The following is a 25,959-nucleotide window of genomic DNA, read 5'->3' as shown; positions in this document are numbered from 1 at the left end:
ATGATTAACTCCTATAGACTACATGAAACACAGCCATCTACTTGTGTTCCACTCAACGCCACTTGCCGTAATCGTACATAATAAATACTCTTTATGCCTTTTTTCCAAGCATAAATTTGTGCACGATTAATATCACGCGTGGTGGCAGTATCAGGAAAAAACAACGTTAATGAAAGACCTTGATCCACATGCTGTGTAGCAGCAGCATAGGTATCAATAATTTTTTCAGGGCCAATCTCATAAGCATCCTGATAGAAATTCAAATTCGTATTATCCATATAAGGAGCGGGGTAATAAACACGCCCAATTTTTCCCTCTTTACGAATCTCAATCTTTGAAGCAATCGGATGAATAGAAGATGTCGCATGATTAATATAAGAAATAGAACCCGTGGGAGGAACAGCCTGCAAATTGCGATTATAAAGCCCATATTCAACCACTAAATTCTTGAGTTCCTGCCAATCCTTTTGGTCTGGTATAGCAATATTATTACGCGCAAAAAGCTCCTGTACAATCGCAAATTGCGGCTTCCATTCTTTCTCAAGATATTTTGCAAAAAAACGGCCATCTGCGTAAGTTGACTTCTCAAATCCCGCAAATACCTGCTGACGTTCGCGTGCAATTAAATTGGAGGCACGTATTGCATGATACGTCACAATATAAAAATAGATATTGGTGAAATCGATCGCTTCCGGAGAGCCATAATAAATCTGTTCACGCGCTAAAAAACCATGCAGATTCATTTGTCCCAAACCAATTGCATGACTCTCAGCATTGCCCTTGGCAATCGAAGGAACACAAGCAATATTGCTCATATCAGAAACAGCCGTAAGAGCACGAACAGCCGCTTCTACCGTCTGCCCAAAATCACGACTTTCCATTGCTTTTGCAATATTCATTGAACCAAGATTACAGGATATATCACTTCCAATAGTGCGATAAGTTAAATCTGTCTCCAGTTCACTCGCCTCACTCACCTGTAAAATTTCTGAACATAAATTGCTCATACTAATACGACCTGCAATCGGGTTCGTTCGGTTGGCAGTATCCTCAAATAAAATATAAGGATAACCTGATTCAAATTGAATTTCCGCTAATGTCTGGAAAAAAACACGTGCACTTATTTTCTTTTTACGAATCTTTGCATTATCAACAAAAGAGCGATAATGTTCCGTCACAGAAATATCGCTAAAGGGTTTTCCTGTAACACGCTCAATATCATAAGGTGAGAACAGATACATATCCTCATTATTACGTGCAAGTTCAAAAGTAATATCAGGTATTACCACACCAAGCGAAAGAGTTTTAATTCTGACTTTCTCATCAGCGTTCTCGCGCTTTGTATCCAAAAACTTCATAATATCTAAATGATGTGCATGTAAATAAACAGCACCAGCCCCTTGCCGTGCACCAAGTTGATTGGCATACGAAAAAGAATCTTCTAAAAGTTTCATCACAGGTAATACACCTGAAGATTGATTTTCTATTTGCTTGATTGGTGCCCCCGCCTCCCGCAAATTGGTTAAACAAAGCGCCACACCTCCACCACGTTTTGAAAGCTGTAAAGCGGAATTGACCGAACGTCCTATCGATTCCATATTGTCTTCAACACGCAATAAAAAACACGAAACCAATTCGCCTCGTTGTTTTTTGCCCGCATTCAAAAATGTCGGAGTCGCTGGTTGGAACCGACCTGTAATAATTTCATCTACAAAAATCTCAGCAAGAGATTTATTCCCTTGTGCTAAATATAAAGCAACAAGACAAACACGGTCCTCATAACGCTCAAGATAACGCTTCCCATCAAAAGTCTTCAGTGTATAGCTGGTATAGTACTTAAATGCACCCAAGAAAGTAGGAAAACGAAATTTAAATGCATAAGCACGTTTGAAAAGTTTTTTGATAAAAGAAAAATCATAAAGCTCAAACAAAGCCTTTTCATAGTAACCTTCCTCTATCAAATAGTCTATTTTTTCCTTAAGATTGTGAAAAAAAACCGTGTTTTGATTAACATGCTGGAGAAAATATTGCCGTGCGGCAAGCCGATCCATATCAAATTGGATATGACCATTTTCATCATAAAGATTAAGCATTGCATTCAATGCGTGATAATCCATGATCTGTCCTGATTTCTGCGATTGTTCTATATCGATTGTTTCCAAAATCTTTCCAATCCCTTCTTTACACAAATAACGTCTTCATCAGTTCCACGTAGCTCAAAACGATAAAGGCAAGGTACAAAACATTTTTCAGAAATGATCTTACTCGCTAAATTATAATAGCGACCAAAATTGCGATTCCCACCACCAATAACACCACGAATTAATTTGCGATTCTCTACCTCATTGAGAAAACGAATAACGGCTTTTGGAACAGCCATTCTCCCTTCACCATCTGCATATGTAGGAACAACTAACACATAAGGCTCATCAACTAACACAGATGGTTTTCTTTTATCAATCTTGAAAAGTCGTTGACCAAGCTGAGAGACAAAATGTTCAGTATTACCCGTTGCACTCGAATAATAAACAATAAGTCCCATTAAACACAAAGACCGCTAATCATATCTGGTCTAAATCCAGACCAATGATTTTCACCACAAACTACGACAGGAACTTGACGATATCCTAAAGATTGAACAAAAATATATGCTTGTTCATCACGGGAAATATCTACTACACGATAATGAATACCTTTAGCATCAAAGGCACGGCGCGTAGCATCACATTGAACACAAGATGGTTTGCTATAAATAGTGACCGGCATTTTCTTCAACTTTCAAAATTTTAACAAATCAAACCCCTAAAGGGTTTATTCTGATAACTTCATAAATACTCAAGGATAACAAAAAACAGAAATTGTACACAAACACATGTGGAGGCTATACCTGTTGTCAATATCACATAGCCTCCTGAACACAACAGCAATCCCCATCAAATAATTCAAAAATTATGATGAAAATAAGCAATCATTCTATAACTTAAATGGCAAATCCCTCTGAGTTTAAAACAATCTTTTGCTTGCATTACAATTCCCTCCTACTGTCTGAAAAACTAACACCCCCGGGCTACTTCCCATAGCTTAGTTTTACTCTTTCATGACAAAAACCAATGACGAAAATAAAAGGAGATTCCTTTGAGAGAGATACTCCCATAGAGACACACCTCTCCTTTTTGTCAATAAACTCTTTAATGATATATTACGGAAATAACTTAGATACCAAACGAAACACACTTCACCCTCACTTGTGCTTATTTAGAATCAACAATCATTCTGATACTATATATAGTATACACACTCTCTTTTTCGTCAAGGAAAATTCAATTATTATTTTGAATTGTCCACGATCTTCTCACTGATATTTTAACTCTCAACACATATGTAATAATATAACATTTTTATTGACAAACGTTATATTATTACATAACTTTCAAAGATCAATAATCAAAGGTGGTATAAATTATGGGACTGCATTTTGATAGTGCAACATTAGGTTATGGGAGCAGGATAGCTATAAAAGACTTTTCCGCAAAGTTAAAAGCCGGTTCGTTGGTAGCAATAATGGGTGATAACGGTGCCGGAAAATCTACATTACTGAAAGCCATCGCAGGATTGATTAAACCTCTCAAAGGTAAAATCACAAAACAACAGAAGAAAAGCCAGATTGCTTACCTTGCGCAGCAATGTGATATAGATCAAACATTTCCCATTGATGTAGAAGCACTTGTCAAAACGGGATTATGGTCTTTTTGTGGATTATGGAAAAACCAGCGCCCTTATTACTCTAAAATTCAGAATGCACTTGAAATGGTTGGGCTTACGACACTTGCATCCCGTTCACTGGATACACTCTCAAGTGGACAATTACAACGCGCCCTTTTTGCACGTATTATTGTACAAGATGCTGATATTATATTGCTTGATGAGCCTTTCAATGGTGTAGATCGTAGTACCCAAAAAGACCTTCTTGCCTTGATCACACATTGGCAAAAACAAGGACGGACAGTTCTTACAGCACTCCATGACCCCCTCGTCGTGCAAGAATATTTTCCACAAATGATTCAAATTAACAAACAAAACGCCTTTTATGGAGAAACAACACAGTTTTTCGATGACAACATTCATCACGTTATATCCTCTCTCACATCCAACTCTTTGTGTCTTAGCGCTTTAAAACCACATTTTCCTCTCAATGATTCTTGCTCTGTTAGGGTATAAAACGTGTACGAATTTTTTCTTGCTCCCTTCGTTGATTTTCATTTTATGCAAAGCGCCCTTCTTGGTTCAGTTTTGTTGTCTACCAGCGCTTGTCCTGTTGGTGTATTTTTGATGCTCCGCGGAATGAGTTTAATAGGAGATGCTATATCCCATGCCATTCTTCCTGGTGTTGCAGCTGCTTTTCTCTTTTGTGGTTTCTCACTCATATTTATGACACTTGGCGGCATCTTAGCTGGCGTTGTTGTTGCTTTAGCAACCGCCTTAATTTCACGAAATAGCTTTCAAAAAGAAGACGCATCAATGACCGTCTTTTATCTTATTGCACTTGCAGCGGGCGTCATTCTTGTTTCACTTAAAAATTCAGCGATTGATCTGCTCCATCTCTTATTTGGTTCAGTGCTTGCACTTGATACGCAAGCTCTTTTGCTCATCACCGTTATAATGCTTATCACAATGTGCAGTCTGTATATTTTCTGGCGCGCATTTGTATTAGAAAGCTTTGATCCTCTCTTTTTTAAATCTCTCTCTCCGTTGAGTAAGTATGTTCATATATTACTGCTCGGGCTTGTCGTATTGAATTTGGTTGGCGGTTTCCAATCACTCGGAACATTACTTTCTGTTGGCATTATGATGATTCCCTCTATTACAGCGCGTTTTTGGCTTTCCCGTCTGGGACCCATTTGCATACTCTCTGTTTTCTTAGGAACCATCGCAAGCATCTGTGGGCTACTGCTTTCTTTTCATCTGTCGCTTCCCTCTGGTCCTTCTATCATTATTGCCGCAGGATTTATGTACCTTCTTTCCTGCTTAGTAAGTCCACGCGGTTTTATTGTAGCATGGTTTCCCCATCTCTTTTATACATCCCTCTTCACCTTAAGGAAATAATGTGCCTAAATTTATTCAAAAATTGGTCCTTCTCGAAACTCTTTTAGTATTTACCATTTTTCCATTTTCTGCTTCTGCCCATAATAAGATTAACGTTGTCGTAAGTTTTTCTATTCTTGCAGATTTGGTGAAAAATGTAGGAGGTGATCATATTTCTATGACCACTCTTATCGGCCCTAATGCGAACACCCATACTTATGAACCTACCCCTCATGATGCCAAAATTCTTAGAAATGCCCATATTATTTTTATCAACGGACTTCATTTAGAGGGTTTCATCAACCGCCTCATCACAGCAAGTGATACAAAAGCACGTCTTGTCGAAGTGAGTAATAATATTTCATCCCTCGAAATTAAAAATCAAGAACAAAGTGCCCAACAACATCACCACCACAACGATATTGATCCACATGCTTGGCAAACTATCCCTAATGTTGAAATCTATATCAAAAACATCGCTACTGCTTTTTGTAAAATCGATCAACAATCCTGTGCGAGCTACAGAAAAAATTCTGAAATCTATATTAAAAAGCTAAAAGCAACACAAAAAATACTTAAAACAAAGATTGCTACTATCCCCAAAGATAAGCGTGTTATTATCACATCCCATGATGCCTTTGGCTATTTTGCTCAAGAATACGGATTCATTATACTTGCACCCCAAGGTGCTTCAACAGAAGCCGAAGCAACAGCAGCCGATGTAGCCAAACTTATTAAACAAATTAAAGCGAATAAAGCAGCCGCACTGTTTGTGGAAAACATTTCTAATCCTCGTCTCATAAAACAAATTTCAAAAGAAACAGGTTTGAAAATTGGTGGAACACTATATTCTGATGCATTGTCGGACGAAAATGGACCTGCTGCAACGTATCTCGATATGATGGAACATAATGTAAATACCATTATCGATGCAATCACAAAACATTAAGATAAAGCTGCAAAATAGCAGAAAAAAATGCGTAAAATCATAGTTTTTGGAATTTATATAATGTTACCAATTATGCTCAAGTAATATTCGACATTCAAATAATTTATGCATAGGAAATTATACCAAAGAGATGATCAAATAAACGGGATTATGGATGATTTTGTTGTTCTGTTGTACTTATAATGAAGTCGGAAAAACATAAACAATTCCACATACGATAGTAGTATTAATAGCAAACAATTGAAATGATGCGATCATAAAGTGTTTTTTATTTTAGTTTCTTAATTTTAAAAGTTTATGAATTATCCGTCAAACAAGCGTGAGAAAAAAATAGCGTAATGATACATTCTATTTTAAAATTGTCTTTACCCTCAACCTAACATCACTGCATGAATAATTTCTCCATTTTTAGTCCTGTAGAAACTCTTCATAAATCAAGCTTCAAGCCACTTTGATTATAGACCAAGAGATACTGGTAACGCCCAAAAATGATTTCCTCCATTCTAATAATCAAAACGCTAAGCAGCTTGTAAAATATAAATCCAAAGGATAATTTTGTGAACCCTTTAAAGAGGGTCAAAAAGCAACAACTTCTCGATAAATAAAAAATCTGTTTTAGGAGGCATTCACACAATTAGAATACAAACAAATCGCTCAAAATTATCGTGACCAAAATATTAAAGTCCAGGATACAAAAACTAAAATGCTCTCTTGAAAAAAGTAAATTCAAATACCGCTACTGCAATAGCTATAACTGAATGACATTTATTGCCTGTATCCTTCACTCTTTTCTTCTGCTTTGCTTATTGTAAACATTTTGTTTTTTATCAGATGTTTACAAGATAGATCCCTTTAACTGAGAAAAACTCTCACAAAGGAAATATGCAGGTCTCAACAAATTTGTTTGACCTTTTGATGGTTCCTGTTTAAATGAATCAACATGTTTCTGAAATAAAATTGTCGTGGCGCGTTCATGTGTAATACTGTAAATCTAGATGCAACCTGTGTCCCATCACTTCAGAAAGGGGGAGCCATGAGTCGTTTTTATCTTTCTATAGCAGCGTTTACGGTTGCTATCAGCATGACAACAGCAAGTTTTGCACAAACAAAAATTAGCTTTTGGCATTCTATGAGCGGTGAATTAGGAAAACAAACAGAGCGTCTCATTAATGACTTTAATGCCAGTCAGTCTGATTACAAAGTTGTTCCTTCATTTCGTGGTGAATATGAAGAAGGTATGGTTGCACTTATTTCAGCATTTCGTGGAAAGCAGCAACCAGTCCTTGCCCAAATCTATGAAATTGGTACCGGAACCATGATGGCTGCCAAAGGCGCTATTTATCCCATTTATCAACTTATGGCTGATACAAAACAAGAATTCGATCCTACTGATTATTTGCCTGCTATCAGTGGTTACTATTCTGATGTGCAGGGAAAAATGCTTTCTATGCCCTTCAACGCTTCAACACCAATTCTCTATTATAATAAAGATATTTTTAAAAAAGCAGGTCTTGATCCAGAACAACCGCCTAAAACATGGAAAGATATAGAAAACTTTTCCCAAAAAATTCTTGAGACTAAAGCAGCAAGTTGTGGCTTTACAATGTCCTATGCATCTCAATGGATTGGCTTAGAAAATTTCTCAGCATTGCACAATGTTCCTTTTGGAACAAAAGAAAATGGTTTCAGCGGGCTTGATTCAAAACTTACCTTTAATGGTCCTCTCCAAGTGCGTATGTGGACTGACCTTAAAAAATGGTCTGATCAAGGCATTTTTCGCTATGGAGGTCCAGCTGGAGCGTTAGATGCAACACCCATGTTTATGACGCAGAATTGCGCTATATTTATGCAATCTTCAGGCTCTCGTGCAGGAATCCTTTCCGAAGCGCAATTCAATGTTGGATTTGGTCTGCTTCCCTATTATGACGATGTCGAAGGTGCTCCGCAGAATTCTATTATTGGTGGTGCCTCTATTTGGGTTTTGAAAGGTCATACTCCTGAAGAATATGCTGGTGCAGCGGCTTTTCTTAAATATCTCTCAAAAGCAGATAATCAAGCTAAGTGGCATCAGATAACAGGTTATCTTCCCACAACAAAGGCTGCCTATGAATTAAGCAAAAAACAGCATTATTACGATAAAAACGCCGGTGCGGATATTGCTATTAAACAAATTACTCTCAACCCACCAACTTCTAACTCAAAGGGCATAAGATTTGGTAATTTACCACAAATTCGTTCCATTCTTGATCAAGAATTAGAAGCTGTTCTTAGTGGTTCAAAAACACCAAAAGATGGATTAGATGAAACTGTTGAACGTGGTAATAAACTCTTACGTGAATTTGAAAAAGCCAATCATTAAGGTTTCACTGTTATTATTAAAATTAAAATTTCAACCAAACAGTTAAGTCCTTCTCGTTCTTTTTTGTTCGCTTTTCTAAAGTCTCTGTATTTAAAGAGCCAAACGAATGCAAGAAAAACACGCATATTTCAAAAATAATCTACTCTCTTATGGGCTGCTTTTTCCTCAGCTCCTTGTAACTTTTTTGTTTTTCTTTTGGCCTGCTGCCCAAGCAATAAAATCCTCTTTCGAGCGTGAAGATCCTTTTGGATTTACGACAGCTTTCATTGGTTTTGAAAATTATTTCACAATTCTCTCTGATCCTGCTTATTTGAAATCACTTCTCACAACCGTAGTCTTTTCTATTTCCGTCACTGTCGTTTCAATGTCGATATCACTTCTTTTAGCCGTCTGTGTTGATCGCGTCATGCGTGCAAAAAAGTTCTACACAACACTTTTGCTTTGGCCTTACGCCGTTGCTCCAGTATTGGCGGGTATTTTATGGTTATTTATTTTTCATCCAACCATTGGAGTTATCCCATTTCTTTTAGAAAAAATAGGTATTATATGGAATTATCGTATTAATGGCATTCAAGCAATGATCCTTATCGTGATTGCAGCCAGTTGGAAACAGATATCCTATAATTTTCTCTTTTTTCTTGCGGGTCTCCAATCTGTTCCACGTTCCCAAATAGAAGCTGCAGCAATTGACGGTGCTAGTCCTTTTAAACGATTTTGGACCATAGTTTTCCCGCAAATTTCACCGACTACATTTTTTCTTCTCATCGTTAATATTCATTATGTTATGTTTGATACATTTGGCATTATTGATAATATCACCTCTGGAGGTCCTGCTCGTGCAACCAGCACTCTTGTTTACAAAGTGTATGACGATGGTTTTAAAAATCAAATAATCGGTGCATCAGCAGCACAATCAACAATGTTGATGTTGATAGTTATTGTTTTAACGTTTATTCAGTTTCGCTGGATTGAACGTCGTGTACAATATTAGGAAGCGAATTATGGTTGAAAATCGCCCTATTTTAAAATTTCTAACCCATCTCATTCTTATTATTGGTATTATTCTTATCTGCTTTCCAGTTTATGTTGCTATCATTGCATCAACTCATAGTTCGGCAGCATTTAGCTCCGGAACGCTTCCTCTGTTACCGGGAAAATATGCCCTAGAAAATTATAACACAATCTTTGGTGATGGGCTTATGCAGCGCGGACTTCCTAATCTATGGCCACTTTTAATGAATTCACTCATTATGGCGCTTGGTATTAGTATTGGAAAAATTATTATTTCTCTCTTATCTGCCTATGCAATTGTTTATATGCGTTTCCCTTTCCGAAAAACTGCTTTTGCTCTCATCTTTATCACTCTGATGCTTCCCGTTGAAGTCCGTATTATTCCAACATATACAGTCGTCGCACAATTAGGTATGATAAACACCTATGGTGGTATGATTATTCCACTCATTGCGTCTGCAACTGCTACATTTTTATTTCGCCAATTTTTTTTAACTGTCCCTGATGAGCTCTTAGAAGCTGCTCGTGTTGATGGTGCAGGACCCTTTAAATTTTTTAAAGATATTCTTCTCCCTCTTAGCAAAAGCAACATTGCAGCTTTATTTATTATTATGTTTATTTATGGATGGATACAATATCTCTGGCCTCTTATCGTCACAACTGATCAGAATCATCAAACTATCCTTATTATTCTAAAACAACTGATCGTAGAATCACTTCAACATGATCCTCAATGGAATATCCTTATGGCAGTATCGGTCGCTGCCATGGTGCCGCCTGTCCTTGTCGTCATTTGCATGCAGCGGCTTTTTATAAAAGGCCTTATTGAAACGGAGAAATAATTGTGGCCACAATCCGGTTATCAAACATAAAAAAACACTATGAAAACGGCATTCTGGTCATTGACGATTTGAACTTAACTGTTGCCGATAGTGAGCTTCTTGTCCTTGTCGGCCCTTCAGGATGCGGAAAATCAACTTTATTACGTATCATTGCAGGACTTGAGCAAGTCACTTCAGGTGAACTCTCTATTGATAACGAGTGTATCAATGAGCGTGAACCAGCCGATCGCGATATTGCTATGGTTTTTCAAAATTATGCGCTTTATCCCCATATGACAGTTCGTGGAAACTTAGAATATGGTCTTAAAAATCGTAAAACACCTAAAGATGAAATTAATAGACGCATCACACACGCTGCAAAACTTTTACAAATAGAACCGTTTCTTGATCGTAAACCACGACAATTATCAGGAGGACAAAGACAGCGTGTAGCAATGGGGCGTGTGATTGTTCGTCAACCTCGTGTCTTCCTTTTTGATGAACCTCTCTCAAATCTCGATGCAAAATTGCGTGCACAAATGTGTATTGAGATTAAAACACTTCAGCGTTCATTGGGTACAACGAGCCTCTATGTTACCCATGATCAACTAGAAGCGATGACACTGGCCGATAGAATCGTTGTCATGAATAAAGGAGCTATCGAGCAAATTGGAACGCCAATGGAGATTTACGACTGCCCTGCAACAACATTTGTTGCTGATTTTATTGGGTCTCCTCCTATGAATTTTCTTGATCGCCATATCTTAGAACAGCACTTAGGCCATTCATTATCTTATAGTAAAGAAACTGATCTTTTGGCCTTCCGACCAGAAATAATCTTGCTGGGAGAATATCCAGATAAAGGGCCTGTCTTTCACACACAAATTGAACTTATCAAACCTGTCGGAACAGGATGCCATGTTATAACACGGTGGAATGGCAACATTTTTACCACTGAAATAAAAGAGCGTCTCACAAATGACTATGGTAACAAGCTAAGCTTTACTGTTGCTTACCAAAACTTTCATACTTTTAATAAAACCACTGGAAAACGCACAAATGATTAGTAAATCGAATGAGGACTTTGATTTTATAGCCACCATTCAGTAAATGTTGCTGCTCTTCTCTTAATCCCATTTTTTAGGAATTAACTCCGCTTGTTAGAAAGGAGAGCTCTTTTCGTATGATAGAGATGTAGTTTGATAGAAGACTTTGTACTTAGTGGAAAGAAATGAAATGAGCTAGAAATACGCGATAATTCGTTGCTTTTATGCATGTTTTATCATTCAATGAGCATTCTATCAAAATGGATTTTGAAACCAAAAAATCGTAAAGAATGTGAAAAATTACAAAAATGAGGAAAAGCTTTGAAAGACCTTTAAAAATAAATTGGCATAAAACCTCATGAGAAAATATACGAAACTCCGTGTAAATTACCAGAGGCATATCTTTTATCGTTGTGTACGCAATTGTAAAGCCAGATCGGGTTGATCTGTTGTAATATAATGTACAGGCATATCAAGCCAATGCGATAATCGAGCCTTCCCATTGATTGTCCATACCCCCACAGTAAAACCAGCATCACGCGCAGCTTCAATAAAATCCTGTGAAACAACAGAACCATCTAAACTCAAATCAGAATATCCCATTTTTTTCCACTCAGAAAAATGATGATACATATCACCTTCAAAGCTCTCAATACATGGGCCAGATGTGATTCCTGCTTGAATAAAAGGATAAAGGCTCGCAGGATCGAAACTGATCGCAGAAACTCGTTCTGCTAAATTTCGACTTTTTATCAATGCAAGCGCTTTTTGGGATAAAATCGTTTCACGCTCAATTTCACCAGAAGTTTTAATTTCAAGATGCAATGCAATATTGGTTGGTACTAAAAGATCAAGCAGCTCTTCTAATAAAGGAGGAGCTTCGTCACTTCCTTTTATCCGGAGTTGTTTGCGCGTTTCATTATCAATATCATGAATATAGCCTGTTCTGCCAACCAATTGTTCTAGACGAAAATCGTGAAAGATAACCACTTCACCGCTTTTAAGCAAATGAATATCACATTCAATTTCATCAACTCCCAATGCAATTGCATGACGAAAGGCTGAAAGCGTATTTTCAGGATAAAGATGGGCTCCACCACGATGTGCAACAATTTTTTTCTCAGACATACAAAACTTCACACTTCTTACTTTTAAACAATACTGGTTTCACTTTTAAACACTATTGGCTTATACAAAATCAAATCATGATTTCTAAAAATCATACGAAACAATCACTTTTTTAAAAAACTTTCTTCTCCTGTATATTGGCTCGAATATCAAATTTTAAACAATACTCTCTAGGTTTGAACTTTATTTCAATCATTCCCATTCAATAGTACCAGGAGGTTTTGAAGTTATATCATACACGACACGATTAATCCCTCTCACTTCATTAATGATGCGTGCTGCTGTTTTGCCTAAAAACTCCATATTATAGGGATAAAAGTCAGCGGTCATTCCGTCTACAGATGTGACAGCACGAAGAGCACAAACAAATTCATAAGTGCGCCCATCACCCATCACACCAACAGTCTGAACAGGAAGAAGAACGGCAAAAGCCTGCCAAATTTCATCATAAAGACCAGCTTTACGGATTTCATCAAGGTAAATAGCATCCGCCTCACGTAAAATTTCTAATTTTTCACGTGTCACTGCACCTGGACACCGAATTGCAAGACCAGGACCAGGAAAAGGATGACGGCCAATAAACTGCTCAGGTAATCCTAATTCTCGCCCTAGCAAACGAACCTCATCCTTAAAGAGTTCACGCAACGGTTCTACAAGTTTCATATTCATCCGTTCCGGTAATCCACCTACATTATGATGACTTTTAATTGTTACCGATTCGCCAATCGCTGAAATACTCTCAATAACATCTGGATAAAGTGTGCCCTGTGCTAAAAATTCTGCGCCTCCAATCTTTTTCGTCTCCTCTTCAAAAACTTCAATAAAAAGGCGGCCAATCGTTTTACGCTTTTTCTCTGGATCTGTTTCTCCTTCTAGAGCATCGATAAACATATTGGCGGCATTCACGTGAATAAGCTCTATATTATAATGATCTCGGAACAATGTAAGGACTTCTTCGGCCTCATTTTTGCGCATCAACCCATGGTCTACTAAAATACAGGTCAGTTGATCTCCTATTGCTTCATGAAGAAGCACCGCCACAACTGATGAGTCTACACCACCTGAAAGACCACAGATTACTCGGCTTTTTCCTACTTTTTGACGTATCGTAGCAATTGCTTGCTCACGATAAGAAGCCATTGACCAATCGCCTTTAAGACCAGAAATTTTAAAAATAAAATTTTGCAAAAGCTTTGTACCATCCGGTGTATGAACAACTTCAGGATGAAACTGCACTGCGTAAAGGCGTCTTTTTTCATCGGCAATAGCAGCATAGGGAGCACCTTGTGATGTTCCTATTACACGAAATCCTTCTGGTAAAACCGTCACACGGTCACCATGACTCATCCATACTTGATAAGACGAACCTTTTTCCCACACGCCATCAAAAAGCATGCTCTCTTCTTGCACTTCTAAAAAAGCGCGCCCAAATTCACGCTCATATCCAGCTTCAACCTTTCCCCCAAGTTGAACACACATGACTTGTTCACCATAACAAATACCAAGTACTGGAACATCAATTTTAAAAACTTCCATCGGAGCACGCGGCGAACCATCATCAATAACAGAATGAGGACTCCCTGATAAAATAACAGCTTGAGGTCTTATCCGCTTGATGCCTTTTGAAGCGAATTGAAAAGGAATAATTTCACAATAAATACCCATTGCCCGCACCCGCCGCGCAATAAGTTGTGTAACTTGTGAACCAAAATCAATGATAAGAACGGTGTCTGGATGTGAGATGTTCATAGAAAACCAATCAATAATTGTAAAAAAAGAACCAATATGATTTATTATTCAATCTTTTGCTTTTCACAAGCCTGTTCACCTGAGAAAAAAGTTTTTCTCGTAAAATTTAAGATAAAAAATGCGAAAAATATGTATCAATGTTTTTTTTGCAACACAGACAAAAAGAAACCATCTGTTTTTGTTGTTGCTGGCGATAAGGTAAGTCCATAATTTGAAAAAATCGGCTTCACAGGCGAAAAACGAAAATGTTGCTGCCAAAGTGCACGCATATTTATGGGACAAAAATCCGAATGTTGTTGAAGAAAATAGGAAATTTGTTCCTCATTTTCATCTACAAAAAGAGAGCATGTAATGTAAACTAAACGCCCATTTTGTTTAAGATAACTTATAGCCTCATTTAAAATAGTCTTCTGTTCCGTTTGGCGTTGTTTTACCTGTTCTAATGTCAAACGCCACTTCGTATCTGGCCTCCGCCGCCATGTTCCTGTACCACTGCATGGTGCGTCTAATAAAACAATATCCATCTGACCTATTAACGGCTTTAATTCTGCTACATGACCTCGTAGCTGTACATTACGAACACCAGCGCGTCGCAGACGATCAAAAATAGGAGCCAAACGAGCTTTATCTGAATCATGAGCATAAATTTGCCCCTGATTCTTCATACTGGCAGCTAAAGTCAATGTTTTTCCACCAGCACCAGCACAATAATCCAAGATCTGCATATTTGCTTTTGCTTCGACAAGATCAGCAACAATCTGAGATCCCAAATCCTGTATTTCAAAGTATCCCTTTTGAAAGGCACTTTCAACTTGAACATTGGGATGACGCTCAAATTTTTCAAACGGTGCAATTCTTAAAGCTTGCGGAAACCATGACACTGGTTGAGCTTTGGTTTTCACAAGTTCTTTAAGCACCTGTTCTGGCGTTGCCTTCAAGCTATTTACGCGTAAATCTAAAGAAGGACGTGTTGCTAACGCAGCAGTTTCAATAACCCAATTATCAGCAAATAAAGGTATAAGATGCGCTTGACACCATTGAGGAATATCACCACGAATATAATCTGGTGCATCAACTAACTGCTGCTTTTGCCATGATTGACGCTGCCTAGCTCCTAATGGCTGCGGTGCAAATCGATCTCCTTCTAATTCACCATCAATTTGTGCAATTGTCATTTTTCCAGTATCTAATAAGGTTCCGAAAGCAATATCCCGCACATCATCACTCTCCATGCGCCATTGTAAAGAATAACGCCTTCTCAAGACATCATAAACAATTGTACCAATTGCTGCACGATCACTTGCTCCCGCAAAGCGATGAGAAAGCCCCCAAGATTTTAAAACTTCACCTGCAGAGCAATGACGGGTTTCTATCTCTTGTAGAATATCTATCGCTGCACGCAAACGCCCACCTAAGCGCATTCATTTCTCCCATTGAAGTTTTACAAGGCTCTCAACGATATAAGCAAAAACAATATTATCTTTCTCAATACCAATGTTTTTTCAAAATCACGCAAAACCTCTATTGGAAGTTAAATGATTCTGATTTCATTTTTTATAGCATTTCAAAGGCATTATTTTATGTACGCTCCATTCGCAATCCTATTATTCTAAAATACATATTGCCTTATTTGATACTACAAACAGCTTGTATCCTTAAAGTCCTCTTCCAATATGTGTCGGTAAAAATCATCACCATCTTATTCTTTGGTAAATTAAGTTTTCATAACTCTCTATAAACGGCAAGTGCCAACAAATATTTTACATATTGAAAACGTTCTCTTTCTAAAAAAGCCAAAAATACTTCGCTTAAGACTAGCATACCCATCTTATCCTCAACAAAATATTAACTTTTTAGAAAACGCTTGGAACCACTATTTGGCATGACCGTTTTTACTGTACTGGCACCTTAAGCCAGGTAATTTAAAAAGGAGAAAATAATGAACACTTATAATAATGGGAAAACAACTACATCTAAAAGCCGCAACAATACATCACCCTCAAACAATGGAAAGAAATCCATCCAAAGTGATCAAGCTAACACTCGCCAACGCGCATCAAAGGCGGGGCGGAAGACTACAAAAAGCTAATTCCCTTCATTGCATATAACCAACGAGAAGAATTGGAATATAAACCTCCAATTCTTTCTCTTCTAGAATTATGAAACAAAATTACAAAAAGAAAAAAGATTTTATACCATGCCCAATAGCTTTAAGCTTTTATGCATCAAACAGGACCTCGGTAGTTTGGGCTCTCCCGTGTGATAGCAACATCATGTGTATGGCTTTCATGAAGCCCAGCATTGGTAATACGCACAAATGCTGCTTTCTCACGAAATTCTGTTAAATCTTTTGCTCCAACATATCCCATCGAAGCCCGCAACCCACCAGCAAGCTGATGGAGAACCGATGCTATGGGACCTTTATAAGCCACTTGCCCCTCTACACCTTCAGGAACCAATTTAAGCTCATCGCGCACTTCATCCTGAAAATAGCGATCTGCTGACCCTCTCGCCATAGCCCCCACTGACCCCATACCGCGATAGGCTTTAAAAGATCGCCCTTGATAAAGATATACTTCACCCGGACTTTCATCTGTACCTGCTAAAAGAGAACCAATCATAGCAGCACAAGCCCCGCCTGCTAAAGCTTTAGCAAAATCACCCGAAGCTTTGATCCCGCCATCAGCAATGACCGGAATACCCGCTTTTTCAGCAACTTCTGCTGCATTCATAATAGCTGCAAGTTGAGGAACGCCAACACCTGCAACAATTCGTGTTGTGCAAATAGAACCAGGACCAATACCAACCTTTACCCCATCTGCACCACTATCAATTAACGCCTGTGTTGCTTGAGCAGTCGCTACATTACCGGCAATAACAGCTGGAGAAAACGCCATTTTCTTAATTCGTTCAACAGTTTCCAACACACGTTGAGAATGTCCATGTGCTGTATCAATCACCAGCACATCAACACCTGCGTCAATGAGTCGCTCAGCCCGCTCCATCCCATCATTCCCCACACTACTGGCAGCTGCAACACGCAAACGACCCTGAGAATCCTTGGCAGCATTTGGATTTAATTGTGCTTTTTCAATATCTTTAACGGTTATCAAGCCAACACAGCGATTTTGTTCATCCACAACCAATAATTTTTCAATACGGTGATGATGTAAAAGATACTTTGCTTCGTTGAGTTGAACATTTTCACGCACTGTAATCAGATTTTTATGCGTCATTAATTCATAAATTTTTTGCTTTGGATCCGATGCAAAACGCACATCCCTATTCGTCAAAATGCCAACAAGTCGTCCAGCAGTCTCACCTTGAGTACCAATTTCAACAACTGGAATACCTGAAATACTATGAGAATGCATCAAAGCTTTTGCTTCTTCAAGTGTTGCATTTGGTCCAATTGTTACTGGATTAACAACCATACCAGATTCAAATTTTTTAACTTGGCGAACTTCTTCAGCTTGCTCTGCAGGAGACATATTACGGTGAATAACACCAAGACCACCAGCTTGAGCCATAGCAATTGCCAGGCGCGATTCTGTCACAGTATCCATCGCAGCAGAAAGCAATGGCAAATTTAGGTTAATATCAGCGGCAATACGCGTTCTCAAATCTACTTGGCTAGGCATAACAAGAGAATGTCCAGGCTGTAAAAGCACATCATCAAAAGTCAATGCCAATGCACCTGTCCCTGTTTCAACAATCTTTGCCATAGCCAAATTCCTTTTATAACAAAACACCGCACAGTGTTGTAAAAACAACTGCGGTTTTCATAGTTGTGGATTGGCAAAGAATTATGCCATGCTACAAAAAAAATGAAAAGAAAAATAAAAATAATTTTTCAATTATAGTTTATAAAATCTACAATTGTGACTCAATAGGTAACCAACTTATTATTTTGGCAAATGTACGGCGCCAAAAACTGCTTTCTGGCTCATAATCAACGCTATGCTGTTTTTCGTTTTCAATAAAATCCCAATAAATACGGTTATTGTTACCAAGACGAAGATGATAACTCATTTCACCCGTCGTTTCTTCAGAAAAAAGCAAATCTAACCGCGCTGTAATCGGTGCACATTCAAAAAGAATGCCCATCTCCGTATTCAGTGCCGCTGACCTCGGATCAAAATTTAAAGATCCAATAAAAGCAGTTTTACGATCAACTAAAAAAGCTTTAGTGTGTAAACTTGCCCTACTTGATCGAAAGAGTCGCAATCCATAAGTGTTTCCATCCGGTTTTAACTCATAAAGTTTAACACCACTTTTTAATAATGCTTTACGATACGGTACATAACCACCATGAACCAATGCCACATCAGTAGCTGCTAAGGAATTCGTAAGAATTTTGACATCAACTCCCTTTGAAACCAAATTGCTAAAATTCTGCGTACCTACCTTACCAGGAACAAAATAAGGTGATGTAATCTGAACTGTTTCTTTAGCATCCCTAATAACCTGTGAGAGTACCTTCATGAGCCAATTGCCTGCTTTTTTGCGCAATGCTTTTTCTGGAGGATCAGAAAGCACTACAACTTTATCTGCTAAAAACAATCGCTTGCCTGTCTGAATAAAACAGTCAAAATTAATATGCTCCTTGACATAATCCAAATAAATCTTTGCAATCTTGGAATCACGGAAGTTGCGTAATTTATCTTTCCAATAGCCAAGATCACTTGCACTTTTAGGAGCAACCAAAGTATGAATCGGTAAGACTACAGCACTATTCCAAAAGTCATCAAAAATGGTTTCCACTTTTTTAACTGAGGGACCAATAAGCATCAAATCTAAATCTCGAAAATGTGATTCTTCACCAGCATCAAAATAAGAATCTGCAAGATTGCGTCCTCCAACAAAAGCGACTCGGCCATCCACAATAAAAGCTTTATTATGCATTCTGCGCGTGACCGTAATTGCCCGTAATATAATCTCTAAACCACGACGTAGACCACCTTTACGTGATCGCCCTGGATTAAACATTCTCACTTCAATCTGAGGATGCTTATCCAGCGCAATATAAGCTGGGTCACGTGCTTGCGCATTAATATCGTCTAAAAGAAGGCGCACCCGAACACCACGATCAGCCGCCTCTACTATTTCACTTAACAACAAGCGCCCTGTTAAATCATCATCCCAAATATAATACATCAGATCAAGGCTACGTCCAGCCTGGGCTGCCCCTATTGCACGAACACAAAAAGCATCCAAATTGCTAATGATGAGTGAAAGAGCGTCTTTATCAACTCCTAATCCATCTGTTTCTTCTGCTAATTGACTCACTATACGGTCGAACTTGGTCTCATCTTTCTTAACAGTCAATGCATAAGAACACTCCCCCCTAGCGTTTTTAACAAAACGCCCATATGTATAGATCGCCAACAGAGACGCAACAAAAAAAAATATGATAAAACCAATAACAATCTGTAACAGAGTCAAAGAGGATCAACTTTCCATTTTTAAGCCATCGCACCGCTTTCGATACGAATACAACATTAAAATCATAATCCTATTTTAATCACACCACAGACAATATGCCATCTCTTGCTTAAGAGAATATAAACTCAATATAAATGATTACAGAATTTTATTTTCAGTGCTAGAAAAAGCGTAAAATATCTCTTTTAGCTTAAAAGTAAACTTAGCTAAATTTGTAGAAACTAAAACAATAAATAGAGAATTGAAAATAATTTCGTCAAATAAAATGAACATTTGATTACTTTTTCAAACTTATCCCTAATATTCAAGCTTACAATAAACAATATTTTTTATAATAAAAACCCCTCTAATTTTTCAGGTTATGCTTATTTATGTAAAAATTTATCGTGGATTTTACTTCCTGTCCTGGCTTTTTTGTACTTTTAATGCCTCTGTTTTTCGATAAAGCGTAGAGCGTCCGATATGCAAACGACGAGCAATTTCACTCATATGTCCTTTATAATGTTTAATCGCTTTTTCAATAATATCATATTCCATCTCTACAAAAGTGCGCACATGCCCATCAGCATTTAAAAATTGTATCGTTTCTTGATCATAATCTTCTTGAACATCACTCTCAATAATATTTGGAACACTTACAAGCGGATTCCCCATTAATTGGGGGAAATCCCGAACAGTTAACAATGGTCCTTCACTCAATAAAACCGCTCGAAAGAGAAAATTTTCAAGTTCATCTTGATTGCCAGGCCAATCATATTGCATAAGCAATGAAAGAGCTGATCCTGCTAAACCATGGACATGTGATCGCCCTGTTTCCGTAATAATGCGATCAATCAAACGTTGTGTAAGCTCTGGAAAATCATCTCTCAATTCACGCAAAGCAGGAACACCAATCGATAATTGAGAAAGCTGTTCAAATAAATTACGCGCAAAACAATCTTCTTTAACAAGGTCTGAAAGCCGCGACGTCGAAATAGCCATGATGCGAAAAGAAGGAGGATTGTTCTTTGTTGCCTTCATTCTCTCTTGAAGATAATTAGCGAAGCGCTTTTGCTGTATGGGCTCAAGTCGATCAACATCGCAAAGGCAAAGCGTTCCCTTATCAAGAGAAGACACTAATGGTAGAAATTCTTGAAACCACTGGCGATTTTCCTCTTCTGGATCAACGATAGCTGAACATTGAAAGCGAACAAAATCTCCCTCCGATAATAAACCCTCATGATGAATAATGCGGGCTAATGTTTCGCGATCGGTTCCGCTTTCACCTTCTATCAAAAGATTCTGTAAAGAAGAAGCTGCTTTCCTGGATTGCTCCAAAACTATCTGCATTGCCCGACTTTTTATACAGAGGTCAGAAAATCGCAAATGATTCTCATTTTTTCGCCGAATATAAGAAACCTCACGCTCTAATGCAGAAATAAGAGAAAGAGTATCCAACGTTACTCTCAACCGTAGTGATGTCACTGGATGAATCCAATAATCAATAGCTCCAGCTGCTAAAGCTTTCTGGAGCAAAGGCTGGTTCTCTCGTTGTGCTATCACAACAATAGGAACAGAAACACCAGCGACTCTAATCATTTTAATTAAATCACCTACACTCAAATCGCTCATGGCGACATCAAGGAGTGCAAGCACAATATTTTTACGTCTGTGTAAAAGATCAATCGTACGGAGACCATTTTCTGCTTCAATAACACGGTGACCAAAACCTCGGAGCATAGCAGAAAGTTCTATACGTCTTCCATAATCTTCACTCGCAACAAGAATGGGACCAACCATAATTTAATAATCTCCTTTGAAACTACTAAATGGCTTCATGTAAAAATTGTTATAAATCATAAAAAATATTCTGCCTCTTGTATCTCATCGACGAATTTTGCCAAGCTGTTAATTAAATACAACATTAAGGCATTTTTTTCCATTTTTTTGCTTTTTCATTGATTCTCATCAAATTTTTTATATTGACTCAGAGAATAATTTCACAATGTTATAAAGACTAAAAAGTAATATAATATAAATATAGAGTAAATAAATGAAACATACCTACCGTATTTTATGTCTTACAATTACCGCTTTAGTATTAGGTGCCTGTGGTTTTTCGCAATATTATAGCCAAAATACACCAGCGGGAATTGATGGTAAATGGGTTGATGAAAATGGTATTATTTCTTCTTTCCGCGATGGTGTTTTTGAAACACGTGCAGCAGATACAGAGGAAAAACTATCTGAAGGCACATATAATTATGTCAGTGCCCAACATATAGAAATTGAAATACGCTCCATTCTCCGTGGAACAATATCTCGAGTAAGCTGTACGATATCACGTGATGCAACACACCTGCTTTGCACATCTCATATAGGAACCCAATTTTCTCTTACGAGAAAATTTTAAATAGAAAAAGTGATAACTGCTTTTAAAATAGTGACTGCACTCATATCAGCAGGTGATCATTTGTTCTCTTGAGAGAAGTTTCGCTTAAACTAAAGCAAAGACACTGCTATAGTTCTTTGCTAGAAAAACTTGTAGATACCATGGAATGTATAAGAAAACCATCTTTTCTAAGAAACATTAATAAAGTGGCTGTACAAACCGGTATCATCATTATATTTACCCGCTCCAAATATTGCTATATTCTTTACACTAAAGCGATTCACGAGAGGCATATTTATTTCCTTCTAAATAGTCTTTTCTCACATAGCAACTCCGCTTATAACGTGCACACAAGTGATTGTACTTGATTTAATATGAGAGAGATTATGAGGGAGAACTTACAGTCTTCGAATTTATGTTTCAAAACAAAACATCTTGATTTATTACGATAACTCAACTTCTTAATCTAACAAAACCTTGCTTTTTTATTGTTGAATTTATTTTACCCTAAAATAAAATTTTATTTCCATGAACTCTCCAAATTACGCAGCACCAATGCGCAAAAGATCATGAAAATGAACAATTCCTATCGGTTTTCTATTCTCAACCACGAAAAAGGCACCAATATGGTGATCATTAATAAAAGCTGTTGCAGCACCAACTAGTGTATTTGGCTCGACAATTTTAGGATTTTTCGTCATCACCTCATCAACATTAAATTTTGATAAGTTAAAGTGCATGTTGCGTGCAATATCACCATCAGTCACAATCCCAATTAACTCACCTCTTTGATTTACAACGCCAACACAACCAAAATGTTTTTCAACCAAAACATGCATTGCTTCAGTCATGCTTGTTCCCTGTGCAACTAAAGGAATACGATCCCCTTCATGCATAATGTCACGCACATATTTCAAGTTTGCACCAAGAAAACCACCGGGATGATAAATTTTAAAATCTGTTGCCGTAAAACCACGCATTTCTAAAAGAGCAACAGCTAATGCATCCCCCATCGCTAATTGCATAATTGTTGAAGTTGTAGGAGCAAGTCCGTGTGGGCAAGCCTCCTCTATCTTTGGCAACAAAATTACAATATCAGCTTGTCGTCCTAATACAGAGTGCTCACCCGATGTCATAGCAATAAGTGGGATGCGAAAACGCGCAGCATGATTAATAATGCCACTTAATTCCAAAGTTTCACCAGACCATGACAAGGCAAGAATGACATCATCGGGTCCAATCATGCCAAGATCACCATGATTGGCTTCTGCAGCGTGAACAAAAAAAGCAGGCGTTCCCGTTGAAGCTAAGGTTGCAGCAATTTTTGTTCCTATGTGACCGCTCTTCCCAAGACCAGTAATCACCACATGTCCACTAGCATTTCTGATGGTTTGGACAGCAGCTTCAAAAGACGAAGAGAGATTTCCAAGCAGAGCTGCTTCAAGAGCTTCAAGCCCTTGCTTTTCACTCGCAAGTGTTTTAAGCGCCGATGAAATGACGCCCCGCAGAACCATATGAGGAACTTGTATTGTCATAATCGAATTTGATAAATGAAATTAAACAAGAGATCTATATCATTTTTCAACTTTAATGGTCTCTAGTAAATTTTTTAATGAGAGAGAAACTTGGTTATACATATCAGCACGTGCTAAAGAAAATGCAACGTTGGCTTCAATAAAACCAACTTTAGAACCACAATCAAAGGTATGACCTTCCAACTGGAAACCAAAAAAACTCTGCTCATTTGAAAGCTGCACCATTGCATCTGTTAATTGAATTTCATTTCCTGCTCCTCGTTCTTGATTGGAAAGAATATTAAAAATTTCTGGTTGTAAGATATAACGTCCATTAATATACAAATTCGATGGCGCTGTTCCTTTTGTTGGTTTTTCTACCATTTTTGTGATTTTAAAACCATTGGCAATCTGCTTGCCTTTTCCAACAATACCGTATTTATGCGCTTCTCTAGGATCACATTCTTGAACCGCGATAATATTTCCCCCACCGATTTCCTCATAAAGATTGATCATCTCAGAAAGGCAACCTTTTTTAGCTTGTATAAGCATATCTGGTAACAACAAAGCAAAAGGCTCCTCCCCAACTAATTCGCGCGCACACCAAAGAGCATGTCCGAGCCCCAAAGGCTGCTGTTGCCGCGTAAAAGAAGTCGTTCCCGGTGAAGGCTGTAAACCGCGTAAATATTCAAGCTCTTCTCTTTTGCCACGTTCGGCAAGAGTTGTATATAACTCAACTTGTGCATCAAAATAATCCTCAATAACTGCTTTATTACGTCCTGTAACAAAAATAAAATGCTCAATACCAGCTTCACGCGCCTCATCTACAACATATTGGATAATAGGCTTATCAACAACTGTTAGCATTTCTTTAGGAATTGTTTTTGTCGCAGGAAGAAAACGTGTACCAAGACCAGCCACGGGAAATACTGCTTTCCGGATTTTACGCACTTCTCATCCTCTTACTCCTCATGAAACATATAACCTACTGATTTCAATCAATATATTTTTTATTCAATAGTAAAAAAGGTATCTTATTTTTTGATTGCTCATATAATGGACAGGAAAGAGATGCAAGAGTATAGTAGTTTTGTGAGTATTCCTTCAAAATAAACAATTCGTTTTAGCCTTTCTTATTCATTTGATAATATCATCGATAATACCAAATAAAAAAGTTAAGTTCTTGCACATCAAAATACTCTAATATTGAGGGGAATTTAAAATGAAAAAAACAGAATCTAAAACTTTCTCCTTTCTTAAAAAAATGATAAATCAGAAAACTCTTATTATAGGTTTAGCCGCTCTTCTTTCTGCTTTTTTAATGTTTTTTGCATCATTTTTACAGGCAGATAGTGGTTTTAAACACTGGATTAAAGAATTCAAAAAAACAGCTCTCACTCACAATATTTCACCTTCTACGTTTGACATGGCTTTTAAAACCATCAAGGCAATTGATCCAGAAGTTTTAGAAAAAGCTGCATACCAGCCAGAATTTATCGATCATCCATGGAACTATTTTGATAATCGTGTCCACGATATTGCAATTCTGGAAGGACGGCACCAAGCTCAAAAATGGAAAAACTGGCTTCTTCAAATTGAAAAACGTTTTGGTGTAGACCATAATATTCTCTTAGCTATTTGGTCAATAGAAAGCAATTATGGAAAAATTTTAGCAAATAGCAGTGTGATGCGTGATATCATTCGCTCACTTGCAACTCTAGCCTATGCTGATCAAAAACGTGCAAAATACGCATACACACAACTGATCGCTGCCATGAAAATTCTCCAACGTGGAGAAATTACACGCGCACAGCTTATTGGATCTTGGGCAGGTGCGATGGGACATACGCAATTTATTCCAAGTAGTTACCTCACTTATGCCATTGACATGGATGGGGATGGACGGTGTGATATCTGGACCTCTGTTCCAGATGCTCTCGCAACTGCTGCTAATCTTCTCCACATGAATGGTTGGAAACCTAACCTCCTTTGGGGAGTAGAAGTTAAATTGCCACAAGGAAAAGATCTCCCTGAGGATTGGTATTCCTTTGAAGAATGGGCAAAACTAGGTGTAAAACAGGCAAATGGACATCCTCTTCCTGCATCATCTGAACAAGCAATATTGAAATACCCAGATGGACTAAAGGGGCCTATATTCTTAGTAACAAAAAATTTCTTTGTACTTAAACGCTACAATAATGCAGATCGTTACGCTCTTGCTGTTGCCCTTCTCGCCAATCGCATTGCTGGACATCCTAAATTGATTCAAGATTGGCAACGACCATTTCCGCCTCTTACTTTCCAAGAGCGTAAAGAATTGCAATCTCGCTTAAAAGCACTTGGCTATTATAAAGGAGAAGTTGATGGCAAAATCGGTACAGTCTCTCGAAAAGCACTTAAAGCTTTTCAGCTCCGCCAAGGTTTAGAGGCAAATGGATATCCAAGCCCTGCAGTTCTTTCTGTTCTGCGAAAACAATAATCTGG

The 25,959-nt window shown here is 37.8% G+C and carries 21 protein-coding genes; 10 read left to right on the top strand and 11 right to left on the bottom strand.

All coding sequences use genetic code 11. The features are described 5' to 3' along the window. Nucleotides 1-11: 11 nt before the first annotated feature. The 3 genes from nrdE to nrdH are packed head-to-tail and all read right to left on the bottom strand — an operon-like array spanning nt 12 to nt 2,766. The gene (nrdE, locus tag NPX99_RS01860; RefSeq protein WP_269030074.1) at nt 12-2,162 is read right to left on the bottom strand and encodes a class 1b ribonucleoside-diphosphate reductase subunit alpha; all 2,151 of its coding nucleotides are present in this window, start codon (nt 2,160-2,162) and stop codon (nt 12-14) included. Beyond that, the gene (nrdI, locus tag NPX99_RS01855; protein WP_004862115.1) at nt 2,144-2,542 is read right to left on the bottom strand and encodes a class Ib ribonucleoside-diphosphate reductase assembly flavoprotein NrdI; all 399 of its coding nucleotides are present in this window, start codon (nt 2,540-2,542) and stop codon (nt 2,144-2,146) included. The genes nrdE and nrdI overlap by 19 nt, the downstream gene beginning before the upstream one ends. Next, nucleotides 2,542-2,766 carry a glutaredoxin-like protein NrdH gene (gene nrdH / locus NPX99_RS01850; RefSeq protein ID WP_269030073.1) on the bottom strand — a complete coding sequence of 75 codons (225 nt, stop codon included), beginning with the start codon at nt 2,764-2,766 and terminating at the stop codon, nt 2,542-2,544. The genes nrdI and nrdH overlap by 1 nt, the downstream gene beginning before the upstream one ends. Nucleotides 2,767-3,462: 696 nt before the next feature. On the opposite strand from nrdH, the gene NPX99_RS01845 reads away from it, so the two are divergent. The 7 genes from NPX99_RS01845 (at nt 3,463) to NPX99_RS01815 (ending at nt 11,289) form a co-directional block, all read left to right on the top strand. Continuing rightward, nucleotides 3,463-4,218, top strand: a complete 756-nt coding sequence (locus NPX99_RS01845) for an ABC transporter ATP-binding protein (RefSeq protein WP_269030072.1) — start codon at nt 3,463-3,465, stop codon at nt 4,216-4,218. 3 nt (nt 4,219-4,221) lie between these two features. After that, nucleotides 4,222-5,103, top strand: a complete 882-nt coding sequence (locus NPX99_RS01840) for a metal ABC transporter permease (protein WP_269030071.1) — start codon at nt 4,222-4,224, stop codon at nt 5,101-5,103. Between the two features lies 1 nt (nt 5,104). Continuing rightward, nucleotides 5,105-6,031, top strand: a complete 927-nt coding sequence (locus NPX99_RS01835; RefSeq protein WP_269030070.1) for a metal ABC transporter solute-binding protein, Zn/Mn family — start codon at nt 5,105-5,107, stop codon at nt 6,029-6,031. A gap of 1,033 nt (nt 6,032-7,064) precedes the next feature. Then, on the top strand, nt 7,065-8,390 hold the full coding sequence (gene ugpB / locus NPX99_RS01830; RefSeq protein WP_269030069.1) for a sn-glycerol-3-phosphate ABC transporter substrate-binding protein UgpB: 1,326 nt from the start codon (nt 7,065-7,067) through the stop codon (nt 8,388-8,390). Nucleotides 8,391-8,496: 106 nt separating this feature from the next. Continuing rightward, nucleotides 8,497-9,381 (top strand): sn-glycerol-3-phosphate ABC transporter permease UgpA, encoded by an 885-nt coding sequence (gene ugpA / locus NPX99_RS01825; protein ID WP_269030068.1) that lies wholly within the window; start codon nt 8,497-8,499, stop codon nt 9,379-9,381. 10 nt (nt 9,382-9,391) lie between these two features. Then, nucleotides 9,392-10,243: a sn-glycerol-3-phosphate ABC transporter permease UgpE gene (gene ugpE / locus NPX99_RS01820; protein ID WP_269030067.1), complete on the top strand. Its 852-nt coding sequence runs from the start codon at nt 9,392-9,394 to the stop codon at nt 10,241-10,243. 2 nt (nt 10,244-10,245) lie between these two features. Further along, a complete protein-coding gene (locus NPX99_RS01815) occupies nt 10,246-11,289 on the top strand; it encodes a sn-glycerol-3-phosphate import ATP-binding protein UgpC (protein WP_269030066.1) in 1,044 nt (347 codons plus the stop codon). Nucleotides 11,290-11,673: 384 nt separating this feature from the next. On the opposite strand, the gene NPX99_RS01810 is transcribed toward NPX99_RS01815, so the two are convergent. The 3 genes from NPX99_RS01810 to NPX99_RS01800 all read right to left on the bottom strand — a co-directional run bounded on the left by NPX99_RS01810 (nt 11,674) and on the right by NPX99_RS01800 (nt 15,566). Beyond that, on the bottom strand, nt 11,674-12,396 hold the full coding sequence (locus tag NPX99_RS01810) for a glycerophosphodiester phosphodiesterase (protein WP_269030065.1): 723 nt from the start codon (nt 12,394-12,396) through the stop codon (nt 11,674-11,676). A 192-nt stretch (nt 12,397-12,588) separates the two neighbouring features. Next, on the bottom strand, nt 12,589-14,145 hold the full coding sequence (gene guaA / locus NPX99_RS01805; protein ID WP_269030064.1) for a glutamine-hydrolyzing GMP synthase: 1,557 nt from the start codon (nt 14,143-14,145) through the stop codon (nt 12,589-12,591). 134 nt (nt 14,146-14,279) lie between these two features. Further along, nucleotides 14,280-15,566, bottom strand: coding sequence for an RsmB/NOP family class I SAM-dependent RNA methyltransferase (locus NPX99_RS01800; RefSeq protein ID WP_269030063.1), 1,287 nt, complete (start codon nt 15,564-15,566; stop codon nt 14,280-14,282). Between the two features lie 518 nt (nt 15,567-16,084). On the opposite strand from NPX99_RS01800, the gene NPX99_RS01795 reads away from it, so the two are divergent. After that, nucleotides 16,085-16,234 (top strand): hypothetical protein, encoded by a 150-nt coding sequence (locus tag NPX99_RS01795; RefSeq protein WP_269030062.1) that lies wholly within the window; start codon nt 16,085-16,087, stop codon nt 16,232-16,234. Nucleotides 16,235-16,370: 136 nt separating this feature from the next. Here NPX99_RS01795 and guaB read toward each other — a convergent pair whose 3' ends face one another. The 3 genes from guaB to NPX99_RS01780 form a co-directional block, all read right to left on the bottom strand. Next, nucleotides 16,371-17,870, bottom strand: a complete 1,500-nt coding sequence (gene guaB / locus NPX99_RS01790) for an IMP dehydrogenase (RefSeq protein WP_269030061.1) — start codon at nt 17,868-17,870, stop codon at nt 16,371-16,373. Between the two features lie 148 nt (nt 17,871-18,018). Continuing rightward, complete coding sequence (locus NPX99_RS01785) at nt 18,019-19,590, bottom strand: phospholipase D family protein (protein ID WP_269030060.1); 1,572 nt, start codon at nt 19,588-19,590, stop codon at nt 18,019-18,021. 393 nt (nt 19,591-19,983) lie between these two features. Then, complete coding sequence (locus tag NPX99_RS01780) at nt 19,984-21,369, bottom strand: sigma-54-dependent transcriptional regulator (RefSeq protein ID WP_269030059.1); 1,386 nt, start codon at nt 21,367-21,369, stop codon at nt 19,984-19,986. A 253-nt stretch (nt 21,370-21,622) separates the two neighbouring features. Between NPX99_RS01780 and NPX99_RS01775 the strand changes: the two genes are divergently transcribed. Next, nucleotides 21,623-21,982 carry a hypothetical protein gene (locus NPX99_RS01775; protein WP_269030058.1) on the top strand — a complete coding sequence of 120 codons (360 nt, stop codon included), beginning with the start codon at nt 21,623-21,625 and terminating at the stop codon, nt 21,980-21,982. Between the two features lie 521 nt (nt 21,983-22,503). On the opposite strand, the gene NPX99_RS01770 is transcribed toward NPX99_RS01775, so the two are convergent. Together NPX99_RS01770 and galU are read right to left on the bottom strand one after the other, a co-directional pair. Next, complete coding sequence (locus NPX99_RS01770; protein ID WP_269030057.1) at nt 22,504-23,496, bottom strand: KpsF/GutQ family sugar-phosphate isomerase; 993 nt, start codon at nt 23,494-23,496, stop codon at nt 22,504-22,506. Between the two features lie 39 nt (nt 23,497-23,535). Then, complete coding sequence (gene galU / locus NPX99_RS01765; protein ID WP_269030056.1) at nt 23,536-24,426, bottom strand: UTP--glucose-1-phosphate uridylyltransferase GalU; 891 nt, start codon at nt 24,424-24,426, stop codon at nt 23,536-23,538. Between the two features lie 271 nt (nt 24,427-24,697). Between galU and NPX99_RS01760 the strand changes: the two genes are divergently transcribed. Continuing rightward, nucleotides 24,698-25,954, top strand: a complete 1,257-nt coding sequence (locus NPX99_RS01760; RefSeq protein WP_269030055.1) for a lytic murein transglycosylase — start codon at nt 24,698-24,700, stop codon at nt 25,952-25,954. Nucleotides 25,955-25,959: the final 5 nt, after the last annotated feature.

The sequence above is a fragment of the Bartonella sp. 220B genome (assembly GCF_026930205.1).
Lineage (GTDB): Bacteria > Pseudomonadota > Alphaproteobacteria > Rhizobiales > Rhizobiaceae > Bartonella.
Note: the sequence above shows the minus strand (reverse complement) of the source record. Positions and strands in the feature narration are given on the sequence as shown.

What these genes read in the sequence shown, in the direction of transcription:
- NPX99_RS01810 (WP_269030065.1), bottom strand. Translation starts at nt 12,396, where the DNA reads ATGTCTGAGAAAAAAATTGTTGCACATCGTGGTGGAGCCCATCTTTAT.
- NPX99_RS01780 (WP_269030059.1), bottom strand. Translation starts at nt 21,369, where the DNA reads ATGGTTGGTCCCATTCTTGTTGCGAGTGAAGATTATGGAAGACGTATA.
- nrdH (WP_269030073.1), bottom strand. Translation starts at nt 2,766, where the DNA reads ATGCCGGTCACTATTTATAGCAAACCATCTTGTGTTCAATGTGATGCT.
- guaA (WP_269030064.1), bottom strand. Translation starts at nt 14,145, where the DNA reads ATGAACATCTCACATCCAGACACCGTTCTTATCATTGATTTTGGTTCA.
- NPX99_RS01800 (WP_269030063.1), bottom strand. Translation starts at nt 15,566, where the DNA reads ATGCGCTTAGGTGGGCGTTTGCGTGCAGCGATAGATATTCTACAAGAG.
- NPX99_RS01760 (WP_269030055.1), top strand. Translation starts at nt 24,698, where the DNA reads ATGAAAAAAACAGAATCTAAAACTTTCTCCTTTCTTAAAAAAATGATA.
- NPX99_RS01795 (WP_269030062.1), top strand. Translation starts at nt 16,085, where the DNA reads ATGAACACTTATAATAATGGGAAAACAACTACATCTAAAAGCCGCAAC.
- ugpB (WP_269030069.1), top strand. Translation starts at nt 7,065, where the DNA reads ATGAGTCGTTTTTATCTTTCTATAGCAGCGTTTACGGTTGCTATCAGC.
- ugpE (WP_269030067.1), top strand. Translation starts at nt 9,392, where the DNA reads ATGGTTGAAAATCGCCCTATTTTAAAATTTCTAACCCATCTCATTCTT.
- guaB (WP_269030061.1), bottom strand. Translation starts at nt 17,870, where the DNA reads ATGGCAAAGATTGTTGAAACAGGGACAGGTGCATTGGCATTGACTTTT.
- nrdI (WP_004862115.1), bottom strand. Translation starts at nt 2,542, where the DNA reads ATGGGACTTATTGTTTATTATTCGAGTGCAACGGGTAATACTGAACAT.
- NPX99_RS01845 (WP_269030072.1), top strand. Translation starts at nt 3,463, where the DNA reads ATGGGACTGCATTTTGATAGTGCAACATTAGGTTATGGGAGCAGGATA.
- NPX99_RS01775 (WP_269030058.1), top strand. Translation starts at nt 21,623, where the DNA reads ATGAAACATACCTACCGTATTTTATGTCTTACAATTACCGCTTTAGTA.
- NPX99_RS01770 (WP_269030057.1), bottom strand. Translation starts at nt 23,496, where the DNA reads ATGACAATACAAGTTCCTCATATGGTTCTGCGGGGCGTCATTTCATCG.
- ugpA (WP_269030068.1), top strand. Translation starts at nt 8,497, where the DNA reads ATGCAAGAAAAACACGCATATTTCAAAAATAATCTACTCTCTTATGGG.